Source organism: Mesorhizobium sp. M7A.F.Ca.US.006.01.1.1 (assembly GCF_003997935.1).
GTDB lineage: Bacteria > Pseudomonadota > Alphaproteobacteria > Rhizobiales > Rhizobiaceae > Mesorhizobium.
In genome coordinates, this window is record NZ_RZQL01000227.1 from 1 (window position 1) to 11,266 (window position 11,266).

Sequence of the window (11,266 nt, forward strand, 5' to 3'; positions counted from 1 at the left end):
GAACACCGCCGCCAAGGACCTGTCGGGCGGCGAGAAGGCGCGCCTGCTGATGGGGCTGTCGGCCTTCGAGGGCCCAAATCTGTTCATCCTCGACGAGCCGACAAACCATCTCGACATCGACAGCCGCGAATCGCTGATCCATGCGCTGAACGAGTTTCCCGGCGCCGTCATCCTGATCTCGCATGATCGCCATCTGCTGGAGGCAACCGCCGACCGGCTGTGGCTGGTCAAGGACGGCGCGGTCAACCCGTATGATGGCGATTTGGAGGACTACAAGACGCTGGTCACCGGCGTATCCGGCGACCGCCGTGGCAAGCGCGAGGCCGACAAGGCATCAAAAGCCGACCGCCGCCGCGACGCGGCCGCGCGCCGCGCCGCCCTCGAACCGCTGGCCAAGGAAATCCGCGCCACCGAAGCGCTGATGGACCGAATCCGCAAGCGCATCGACGGCATTGAGGACGAACTGTCCAATCCGGCGGTGTACGAAAAGGATCCCTCGACGGCGACACGGCTGGCCAAGGAGCGCTCGCAACTGGCCCAGACGCTGGCCGGCCACGAGGAAAAGTGGCTGTCCATGTCGGCAGAGTATGAGGAAGGCACGGCGGAGTAGAGTCAATCTCCCCCCTCGAGGGGGAGATTGGCTAACCATCTGGCCCTACACGCCGCATTCGAAACCCGCTAGACAAACCCCATGAACCAGCACGCCAAGCTTCGCATCGGCCATTCGGCCTGTCCGCATGATTGTCCTTCGACCTGCGCGCTCGAGGTCGAGCTGCTTGACGGCAATCGCATCGGCCGCGTCCATGGCGCAAAGTCCAACAGCTACACGGCCGGCGTCGTCTGCGCCAAGGTCGCGCGTTATGCCGACCGCGTCCACCATCCCGACCGTTTGCTGAAGCCGCTGATCCGCGCCGGCGCCAAGGGCGATGGCGCCTGGAAGGAAGCGAGTTGGGAGGCCGCGCTCGACCTCGTCGCTGAAAAGTTCATTGCGGCTGAGGAGAGATACGGCTCGGAGACGGTCTGGCCGTACTATTATGCCGGAACGATGGGGTTGGTGCAGCGTGACGGCATCGACCGGCTGCGCCATGCGAAAAAATATTCCGGTTTTTTCGGTTCGATCTGCACCAATCTCGCCTGGACCGGCTGGATGATGGGGGCCGGCGCACTGCGCGGGCCGGACCCGCGCGAGATGGCGAAATCCGATTGCGTGGTGATCTGGGGGACGAATGCGGTGGTGACGCAGGTCAACGTCATGACCCACGCCATCAAGGCGCGCAAGGAGCGCGGCGCCAAGATCGTCGTCATCGACGTTTATGAAAACGCGACGATGAAGCAGGCCGATCTCGGTCTCGTGCTGAAGCCGGGTACCGACGGCGCGCTGGCCTGCGCGGTCATGCATGTGTTGTTCAAGGAGGGGATGGCCGACCGCGCCTATCTCTCGAAATATACCGACGACCCGAAGGGGCTGGAAGCCCATCTCGTGACGCGCACGCCGGAATGGGCGGCCGGGATCACCGGCTTGACTGTTGCCGAGATCGAGGCCTTCGCCCGCCTCGTAGGCACGACGAAAAAGACCTATTTCCGGCTCGGCTATGGCTTTGCGCGCCAGCGCAATGGCGCCGTCAACATGCATGCCGCCTCGTGCATCGCGGCTGTCACCGGCAGCTGGCAATATGAGGGCGGCGGTGCCTTCCATTCCAATTCCGGCATCTTCAAGCTCAACCAGGATGTGCTCGAAGGCACCAAGATGCGCGATCCCTCGATCCGCTATCTCGACCATTCGCGCATCGGCCCAGTGCTGATCGGAGCCAGCGACGCGCTCTATGGCGGCCCGCCGGTGACGGCGATGCTGATCCAGAACACCAATCCGGTGAATGTGGCGCCGGAGCAGCGGCTGGTGACGCAGGGTTTTATGCGTGACGACCTGTTTACCTGCGTGCATGAGCAGTTCATGACCGACACGGCCAAGCTTGCCGATGTCGTGCTGCCGGCGACGATGTTCCTCGAGCATGACGACGTCTACAAGGGCGGTGGCAACCAGCACATCACGCTTGGCCCCAAGCTGATCGAGCCGCCGGAAGGACCGCGCACCAACCATTTCGTCATCGAGGAACTGGCTGGTCGCCTCGGCGTCGCCGATCGCCCCGGCTTTGGCCTGACCGAACAGCAGCATATCGACATCATCCTGGGCAAGCGCAGGCTGGGCAGTTTCGAAAGCTTGAAGGAAGACAAGTGGGTCGACCTGCAGCCGGATTTCGAGGCAGCGCATTTCATCAAGGGATTTGGTCACGCGGATGGAAAATTCCGCTTCCGCGCCGACTGGACCGGACAGGCGGCGCCCAACCGGCCGCCGAAAAGCATGGGCCTGTTGGGCCCGGTGGCGCGGCTGCCGGAATTCCCCGACCATGTCGACCTGATCGAGGTCGCCGACGAGGCGCATCCGTTCCGGCTGACGACGTCGCCGGCGCGCAATTTTCTCAACTCAACATTCTCGGAAACACCGGTGTCCAAGGCCAGGGAAGGCCGCCCGGAACTTCTGCTGCACCCCGACGATGCCGCGGCACTTGGGCTGGCCGACGGCGACCGTGTGGAGGTCGGCAACACCCGCGGCGAAGTCGTGCTACATGCGAAGCTGTTTGACGGCCTCAAGCGTGGCGTCGTCATCGCCGAAGGCATCTGGCCAAACAGCGCGCATGAGCGCGGCGAGGGCATCAACGTGCTGACCGGCGCCGATGCGCCGGCGCCCTATGGTGGTGCTGCCTTCCACGACAACAAGGTCTGGCTGCGCGCGGCAGGCTGAGGTCGGCGAGAACTCAGATCGTCTGTCGCCAATTCATACCGGCAGGATTTCGGCCGCTTTCTTTCGGTTTCGCCGCAGGCGGATGTCGTCAGCGATCTGCTCTGCCTCGATCGAGATTTCGCGCAGCAATCCGGTGACCGGATTGTGAAAGCCGATGAGATAAAGGCCGAGGTCCGAAGCGCGCGCGTTGACGCCGCTGCCCCCTGGCTGGACGCCGGGCTCCAGCAATCTGGCATAGCCCGGCCGGAAACCGGTGGCGAAGATGATCGCATCGAACTCGCCGTCGCTCCCATCGACAAAACGGGCGCCTTGCTCGGTGATCTCGGCAATGTCGGGTGCGACCTTGATCGTGCCTTCGCGGATCTTGCCGACCGTGCCGATATCGATCGTCGGAATGCGCGACGAGAGCGCGATCTGCTGCAGCATTCCTTGCTGCGGCCGCCTCAGTCCATATTTCCCGAGTCTGCCCAGCGCCAGATCGAGGATGATGGGAAACAAGGCATCGTTGATGCGTTGCGGCATCAGGCGTGCTGCCATGCCGATCATCTGGATGGGCACGCCAAGCAGTTCGCGCGGCACGATATGGACGCCGCCGCGCACCGAAATCGTCGGTCGCGCACCGCCTTCCACCAGATCGAGCGCAATCTCGGCGCCGGTGTTGCCCATGCCGACAATCAGCACCGACTGGCCGGCGAAAGGCACGGCGTTGCGATAGTCGGCGCTATGCAGGCTTTTGCCCTTGAAGGCATCGGCGCCGGCAAATCCGGGCATCAGCGGCTCCGCGTTGTTGCCCGACGCGATCACCACCTGTGACGCGTGCAAGGGGCCTGTTGTCGTGTCTATGAGCCAGCTTCTGCCTCGCCGATTGATCGCCCGCACAGTTTCCCCAAATCGAGGCCGCAGATCGAAGCGTTGCGCATAGGCATCGAGATAGTCGACGAACAGATCGCGCGGCACATAGCGCGGATAATCCCTGGGAAAGGGCACGAAGGGCAGCGAGGAATAGCGTTTGGTCGTGTGCAAATGGACGCGCTCATAGTGGCGTCGCCACGCGGGCGCGGATTGCTGCTCCTTTTCGAGGAGGACGAAATCCTGCCCGGCCTGCCGCAGGCACGCGGCAATGGCCAGGCCTGCCGGCCCGGCGCCGATGATCGCAACTGGGGTGGTATCGTCCAAGCGCGCCTCCGCCGACAAATTCGCTTCCGGAGAATGGCAAAAGCATGGCAGCCGCAGCCTGCCATGCCAGCAACGCTCAGCCGGGCAAGGGTACCGTCAGTCCGACCTTGACCCGGTCCATGGCAACAAACGTTCTGAACTTGCGGACATTGTTGCTGTCGAAGAACAGTTTTCGCGTCAGCGCCTCATAGGCGCCCATGTCGGCCACGGTGATGACCAGGATGAAATCGGCCTCGCCGGTGACATAGTAGCATTGCTGGACTTCCGGGGTTGCCGAGAATTGCCGCTTGGCCGCGTCGATCAGTTCGGCACGTTCGCTCTCGAGTTCCACCTCGACGAAGATGGTGATGGGCTGGCCGACCGCCGTCGGCTCGATGACCGCGACATTGCCGGCGATGACGCCGGTCTGCTCCATGCGCTTGATGCGGCGCTGCACCGCCGGCGCCGACAGGTTCACCGCCTCGCCGATCAGCCGCTGCGGCGTCGTGTTGTCCCGCTGCAGAATGGCAAGGATAGCGAGATCGAAACTGTCGAGCGAGGGTGGCGATACAGGCAATGGAGATATCCCTGGCGAAACAAACTTGCATTTGGGAGGCCATACTACAGCGCCCTTTGCGCTGGTCCTGCAATATATTCTCGCTGAATTCCAAGGAGGCCGGTCAATGTTCCTGCTCAACCGCAATGCTTTGCATCGCCTGCCACTCGATCCCGCCGATGCCGAAATCCTTGGCGTGGCCGGCGCTGACACGGTCGAGCGTTTTCTCAGCCACCGCGACAATCACCGGATGACGCCGCTGCATGCGCTGCCGGCGCTCGCCGCCGAATTCGGACTTGGCGCCATCCATATCAAGGACGAGGGCTTTCGCCTCGGCCTCGGCAGCTTCAAGGCGCTTGGCGGCGCCTATGCCGTCTTCCGCCTGGTGCTGGAGGAGGCAGGCAGCCGGCTTGGCCGGACCGTCGATGTGGCCGATCTCGATCGGCCGGATGTGCGGGGCGTCGCCGCGACCATGACATTTGCCTGTGCGACCGACGGCAATCATGGCCGCTCCGTTGCGCAAGGCGCGCAACTTGTCGGTGCGCGGACGGCGATCTTTGTCCACGCCGGCGTCAGCGAGGAGCGTATCGCGGCGATCGCCCACTATGGCGCCGAGATGATCCGCGTCGACGGCAATTATGATGATTCGGTCAAGCAAGCTGCCCAGGTTTCGGCCGAGAAAGGCTGGACCGTGGTCTCCGACACCTCGTGGCCCGGCTACGAGCGCATCCCCGGCCTCGTCATGCAAGGCTATACCACGATCATGCGTGAAGCCTTGCGCCAACTCCCTCGGACGCCAACCCACGTCTTCGTGCAGGCCGGTGTCGGTGGCATTGCCGCCGCGCTGGCCGGCCATCTTGCCATCGTGCTCGGTGACGCCAGGCCGACCTTCATCGTGGTCGAGCCGGCGCGTGCCGCTTGTGTTTTTGCAGCCGCCCAGGTCGGGCGCCCGGTCAAGGTCGCGCACGGCCAGCCGACGGTGATGGCCATGCTTGAATGCTACGAGGCCTCTCCGGTCGCCTGGCGGGTGCTGGCGCGTGCCGCCGATGCCTTCATGACGGTGGATGAGACCGACGCCATCGCGGTGATGCGGCGGCTGGCCCGGCCGGCCGGCGGTGACCCGGTGATCGTCGCCGGCGAAAGCGGCGGCGTCGGCCTTGCCGGTCTGATCCGGGCGGTGGCAGACAACCGGGCCGATCTTGGACTTGACGGCAAATCGCGGGTGCTGGTGATCAACACCGAAGGCGCCACCGACCCGCATCGCTACGCCGAACTGCTTGGCATGAGCCCGGCCGATGTGCTGGCCGGCAAGGTGACAGCCGAGGCAACGGCATGAGGCTGCGCGGCCTTTCGACAACAGCTCACCGATGAGGGACGGGACAATGGCTGATTTCAATGCCGAATATCTGAAGCGGGAGATGACCGGCTGGCGGCGCGATCTGCATGCGTATCCGGAATTCGGCTTCGAGGAGAAGCGTACCGCCGCCTTTGTCGCCGCCAAATTGCGTGAGTTCGGCCTCGACGATGTCACCGAGGGCGTCGGCGGTACCGGCGTCGTCGGCACGCTGAAGCGCGGCAGCGGCAACCGCGCGATTGCGCTCAGGGCCGACATGGATGCGCTGCGCATCACCGAACAGTCGGACGCATCCTACCGCTCCGGCAATCCCGGCATGATGCATGCCTGCGGCCATGATGGCCACACCACCATGCTGCTCGGCGCGGCAAAGCTGCTGGCGGAGCAGGGCGGTTTCGACGGCACCGTGCGCTTCGTCTTCCAGCCGGCCGAGGAATGGGGCAGGGGCGCACTTGCCATGCTCGACGATGGGCTGATGCAGCGCTTTCCCTTCGACGAGATTTTTGGCCTGCACAATATGCCCGGCCTGCCGATCGGGCATTTCGAGACCCGTGCCGGCCCCATAATGTCGGCCGAGGATATCTTCGAGATCGTGCTCAAAGGGCTCGGCGGTCATGCCGCGCGGCCGCATGCGGGCAACGAGACGCTGGTCGCCGCCTGCGCGCTGGTCACCAATCTGCAGACCATCGTCTCGCGCCGGCTGAGCCCGGCCGACATATCGGTGGTTTCGGTGACCGAGCTGATCACCGACGGCACCCGCAACGCTCTGCCCGGCCTTGCCCGCATCTTCGGCGATGCGCGCAGCTTCCGGCCCGAGGTCAGCGCCGAGATCGAACGGCAGATGCGCGTCATCGCCGAGGGCATCGCCACCGCCTACAATGTCACCGCCGAGGTCAAGTACAGCAGGGAGTTCGTGCCGCTGCGCAACGATGCCGAGCTGGTCGATGCCGCATTCGCCGCCGCGAGAGGCGTCTTCGAGCCCGGCAACATCGCCGTCGCCCGCGAGCCGATGACCGCTTCGGAGGATTTCGCCCGCTTCCTCGACCATGTGCCGGGCTGCTTCGTCTTCCTCGGCAATGGCGAGGGTTCGGCGCCACTGCACAATTCCAGCTACGACTTCAACGATGACGGGCTGTTGTTCGGCACGAATTTCCATGTAGCCGTGGTCAGGCAAAGGCTGGGTGGCGAGGCGGGAAGATGATCGCGTTTTGATTGCCAGGCCGCGCTCGCCGCTAGCCCAAACAACACCGCTATTGCCAACCACTCCCGGGTTTATTGAGATTGCCGGGATGATGGTCAAGACAAGCTTGTGACGGCCGGCGACCGATAGGGCCGTGCGCGTCGGTACGTTTTTAACAAAGACAATCCCCCGATGACGCAGGGGCAAGACTCAGCTAGCCTTACCTGTGCGGCGGACCTCATTATCCGCTTGGCCGGCGCTTCGTTCCTCCTCCCAAGCGGCGCCGGCCTTCTTCCCCAAAAGCCTGTCCGGAACGCCACAGCGGCATGCGGCAGGACACGAACCCCGCAAACGCCAAGTTCCGCCTCCGGTGCCCCGAGAATGCATCGGGAAAGCGCGGGCCAAACCCGTAGCCGCCCTCCATCTCCGACTGCGCGCGTGGACGATTGGCAAGGGAACCAAATGCGGTTTACCCGGTTGGTTCTGCTCCAAAGGAGTGTTGCACCATGTTCCGTCTGCTCGTCGCCGGCGCCTTCGCCTATGTCACCTATCGTATCGCCAGGAAGATGGTCGAAACCGTGCCCGATACCGTCGACCCGCTGCTGTTGCCGCCGTCGCAATATGATCGCGAGACCTTGCGGCGGCAGTCGGCCGACATGGGTGTCGATCCGCAACGCTAAAGACACGGGCGTCGCGCTTCGACCTGTCGAGCACAAGGCCAGCCTCGCATCGACGTTGCGAACAAAGCAGAAACGATGCTTGATGGGCGATGAACCTCGCCACCGCTGATTCGACCTTTCGGGAACCGACCGTCCAGCCTGCCTATCTCGCCCGGCTGAACGATGCTCAGCGGCAGGCCGTCGAGCATGGCGACGGCAAGATCGCCGGCCCGCTGCTGGTCATTGCCGGCGCGGGTTCGGGCAAGACCAACACACTGGCGCATCGCGTCGCCCATCTGATCGTCAAGGGGGCAGACCCGCGCCGCATCTTGCTGATGACGTTTTCGCGCCGCGCCGCATCCGAAATGGCCAGGCGTGTCGAGCGCATCGCCGGCGAGGTGCTCGGCCGCGATGCAGCTGTCATCACCGATGCGCTGACCTGGGCCGGTACCTTTCACGGCATCGGCGCGCGGCTGCTGCGCGACTATGCGCTGGAGATCGGCCTCGACCCTGCCTTCACCATCCATGACCGCGAGGATTCCGCCGACCTGATCAACCTGGTCCGCCACGAACTCGGCTTCTCGAAGACGGAAGCGCGCTTCCCCACCAAGGGCACCTGCCTCGCCATCTATTCGCGCGCCGTCAACGCGCAGGCGCCGCTCAATGAGGTGTTGGGTTCCGCCTTTCCCTGGTGCGCCGGTTGGGCGGAGCAGCTGAAAGAATTGTTCGCCGGTTATGTCGAGGCCAAGCAGGCGCAAAATGTGCTCGATTACGACGATTTGCTGCTCTACTGGGCGCAGATGGCGGCTGAGCCCGAGATAGCAGCGCATCTGGGCGGGCGTTTCGACCATGTGCTGGTCGACGAATACCAGGACACAAATCGCCTGCAGGCTTCGATCCTCATGGCGCTGAAACCCGACGGCGCCGGGCTGACGATGGTGGGCGACGATGCGCAATCGATCTATTCGTTCCGTGCCGCCGAGGTGCGCAACATCCTCGACTTCCCCAACCAGTTCGCGCAAACCGCCGACGTCGTGATGCTGGAGCGCAATTACCGCTCGACCGAAACCATTCTTGCGGCCGCCAATGCGGTGATCGGCGAAGCCTCGGAGCGCTTCACCAAGAACCTGTGGTCGGAGCGCAAATCCAGCGACAGGCCAAAACTGGTGACCGTGCGCGACGAAGTTGAGCAGGCCAATTTCGTCTGCGACACGATCCTGGCCGAGCGCGAGGCGGGCACAGCGCTGAAATCCCAGGCGGTGCTGTTTCGCGCCTCGCATCACAGCGGACCGCTGGAGATCGAGCTGACGCGGCGCAACATTCCCTTCGTCAAGTTCGGCGGCCTGAAATTTCTCGATGCCGCTCACATCAAGGATGTGCTGGCGGTGCTGCGCTTTGCAGAAAACCCGCGCGACCGGGTCGCCGGCTTCCGCGTGCTGCAATTGATGCCGGGCATCGGCCCTTCGGCCGCCGCGCAGATCGTCGAGACCATGACGACGGCGCTGGATGAGGCCATGGGGCTGGCCGGCTGGCGTCCGCCGCAACGCGCGGCGGATGACTGGCCGGGCTTTGTCTCGCTCTATTCCGGTCTGCGCGCCGGCGCCAAATGGCCGGCTGATCTGGAACAGATCAGGCTGTGGTACGAGCCGCATCTTGAGCGCATCCACGAGGATGCAACGACTCGCCGGGCCGACCTGTTGCAGCTCGAGCAAATCGGGTCGGGCTATGCCTCGCGCGAACGCTTCCTCACCGAACTGACGCTCGACCCGCCGGACGCCACCAGCGATCAGGCCGGACCGCCGCATCGTGACGAGGACTATCTGATCCTGTCGACCATCCATTCGGCCAAGGGCCAGGAATGGAAGAACGTCTTCGTGCTCAACACGGTTGACGGCTGTATCCCGGCCGATCTCGGCGTCGGCACCAAGGAAGACATCGAGGAGGAGCGCCGGCTACTCTACGTGGCGATGACGCGGGCCAAGGACAACCTGAACCTGGTTATGCCGCAGCGCTTCTTCCCGCACGGCCAGGCGGCGCGCGGCGACCGCCATCTCTATGCCTCGCGCACCCGCTTCATCCCGGCTTCGATTCTGGCGGCGTTCCAGCAGCTATCATGGCCGAGCGCGCAGGCCGCACAGGGCAGGGCGGCCCGGCCGGAGGTGCGCGTCGACATCGGCGCGCGCATGCGCGGCATGTGGAAATAGCCGCGGGATAGCGCGCCATGTCGAAACCACCGGTCAGGGTCGCCATCGCGGGTGCGCTGGGTCGCATGGGCCGCCAGATAGCGGACGCCGTGCAGGGCGACGCGCGGCTGGCGCTCGCCGCCCGCTTCCACCGGCCGGGCAGTGTCGGCGAAGGGCTGGTGAGCCGCGACGAGGCGCTTGCCACGGCCGACGTGGTCATTGACTTCACCACGCCGGCTGCCTCGGCTGATCTGGCCAGGATTTGCACCGAGCGCGGCGGGCCGGCCCTGGTCATCGGCTCGACGGGCTTCGATGCTGCTGAATTGGCTGTTATCGCCGACGCCGCGAAAACAATTGCCATCGTGCGCTCCGGCAGTTTTTCGCTCGGGCTCAACATGTTGGTCGGACTGGTCGAGCAGGCGGCGCGGGCACTCGATCCCGATGACTGGGACGTGGAGATTGTCGAAGCGCATCATCGCCACAAAGTCGATGCGCCATCGGGAACGGCGTTGATGCTGGGGCATGCCGCAGCCGGCGGACGCGGCATCGATCTGGAGACGGTCGCCAGGCGTGCACGCGATGGCACCATTGGCGCGCGGCCTCCCGGTGAGATCGGCTTTGCGGTGCTGCGCGGCGGCAGCATCATCGGCGAACACAGCGTGAGCTTCTGCGCCGACGGCGAGCTTGTGACCTTGTCGCATGCGGCCGGCGACCGCGTCATGTTCGCCCGTGGCGCCATCGCCGCCGCGCTCTGGCTCGAGGGACGCCCGCCAGGCGAATACGATATGCGCGACGTGTTGGGCCTGAACGGCTCATAGCAGGGCCGATTTGTCGCCCCGGGTGGATGTCCGGACCCATACCTCGTCCACTTTCTCCACCCTAAAAGAGTGCCTGACGCGGCCAGACTGCTTCAAACCGAACCGTTCAGTTCGATTTCTGTTGACGCACTGTGTAGCAGATGGTGAACGCCGGCCCGGTGAATGGTCGCGGCCGGTGATGGGTGTTTCCGGGTAACTATCTGATTCTAAATAGTTAAATTATGACCGCCGAGACCCTGTGTCAAATTTCAAGGCCTGGATTCGAGCCGCGGGGGAACATCTTCGTGATTGGAATCCGCGACAGGGCAAGCCCATCTCGGGGTGGTCCGAGCGACGCGAAATTCCTCCCAAGGGCACGCCACTAGACGGACATGACAAATACTGGAGTAATTAAAATGACCAAGATCGCTCTTACCGCCGCCGCCATCCTCGTTGCCACGGGCACTGCTTTTGCTGGCAGCGACAACTATGGCTCGGCCAACGCCAATCAGCCTGCCGTCGCTGTCGACCATTCGATCACCGCTTCGGTCTCGAAGTCGACGCAGACCGTCCAGGCCCCCG

9 protein-coding genes and 1 pseudogene are annotated in these 11,266 nt (G+C 64.2%); 8 read left to right on the forward strand and 2 right to left on the reverse strand.

Going from position 1 to position 11,266, the window contains the following annotated elements:
- Together EN943_RS29150 and EN943_RS29155 are read left to right on the forward strand one after the other, a co-directional pair.
- A pseudogene (locus tag EN943_RS29150) lies at window positions 1-610 on the forward strand (ABC transporter ATP-binding protein); the annotation flags it as partial.
- An 81-nt stretch (window positions 611-691) separates the two neighbouring features.
- Complete coding sequence (locus tag EN943_RS29155; protein WP_127415621.1) at window positions 692-2,800, forward strand: molybdopterin oxidoreductase family protein; 2,109 nt, start codon at window positions 692-694, stop codon at window positions 2,798-2,800.
- Window positions 2,801-2,833: 33 nt separating this feature from the next.
- Here the strand turns inward: EN943_RS29155 and EN943_RS29160 are convergent, their stop codons facing one another.
- Together EN943_RS29160 and EN943_RS29165 are read right to left on the reverse strand one after the other, a co-directional pair.
- Window positions 2,834-3,976 (reverse strand): NAD(P)/FAD-dependent oxidoreductase, encoded by a 1,143-nt coding sequence (locus EN943_RS29160; protein ID WP_127415622.1) that lies wholly within the window; start codon window positions 3,974-3,976, stop codon window positions 2,834-2,836.
- A 76-nt stretch (window positions 3,977-4,052) separates the two neighbouring features.
- Window positions 4,053-4,532 (reverse strand): Lrp/AsnC family transcriptional regulator, encoded by a 480-nt coding sequence (locus EN943_RS29165; protein ID WP_127415623.1) that lies wholly within the window; start codon window positions 4,530-4,532, stop codon window positions 4,053-4,055.
- 106 nt (window positions 4,533-4,638) lie between these two features.
- Here EN943_RS29165 and EN943_RS29170 point away from each other — a divergent pair, with 106 nt between their 5' ends.
- From EN943_RS29170 to EN943_RS29195, 6 genes are all read left to right on the forward strand, one after another.
- On the forward strand, window positions 4,639-5,847 hold the full coding sequence (locus EN943_RS29170) for a diaminopropionate ammonia-lyase (protein ID WP_127415624.1): 1,209 nt from the start codon (window positions 4,639-4,641) through the stop codon (window positions 5,845-5,847).
- A 46-nt stretch (window positions 5,848-5,893) separates the two neighbouring features.
- Window positions 5,894-7,066, forward strand: a complete 1,173-nt coding sequence (locus EN943_RS29175) for a M20 aminoacylase family protein (protein WP_127415625.1) — start codon at window positions 5,894-5,896, stop codon at window positions 7,064-7,066.
- A 485-nt stretch (window positions 7,067-7,551) separates the two neighbouring features.
- Window positions 7,552-7,725 carry a hypothetical protein gene (locus tag EN943_RS29180; RefSeq protein ID WP_127415626.1) on the forward strand — a complete coding sequence of 58 codons (174 nt, stop codon included), beginning with the start codon at window positions 7,552-7,554 and terminating at the stop codon, window positions 7,723-7,725.
- A gap of 89 nt (window positions 7,726-7,814) precedes the next feature.
- Window positions 7,815-9,908 (forward strand): ATP-dependent helicase, encoded by a 2,094-nt coding sequence (locus EN943_RS29185; RefSeq protein WP_127415627.1) that lies wholly within the window; start codon window positions 7,815-7,817, stop codon window positions 9,906-9,908.
- Window positions 9,909-9,925: 17 nt separating this feature from the next.
- Window positions 9,926-10,705 carry a 4-hydroxy-tetrahydrodipicolinate reductase gene (gene dapB, locus EN943_RS29190; protein ID WP_127415628.1) on the forward strand — a complete coding sequence of 260 codons (780 nt, stop codon included), beginning with the start codon at window positions 9,926-9,928 and terminating at the stop codon, window positions 10,703-10,705.
- Between the two features lie 395 nt (window positions 10,706-11,100).
- Window positions 11,101-11,266: DUF680 domain-containing protein (locus tag EN943_RS29195; RefSeq protein WP_127415629.1), on the forward strand; the 166-nt coding region annotated here is incomplete at its 3' end.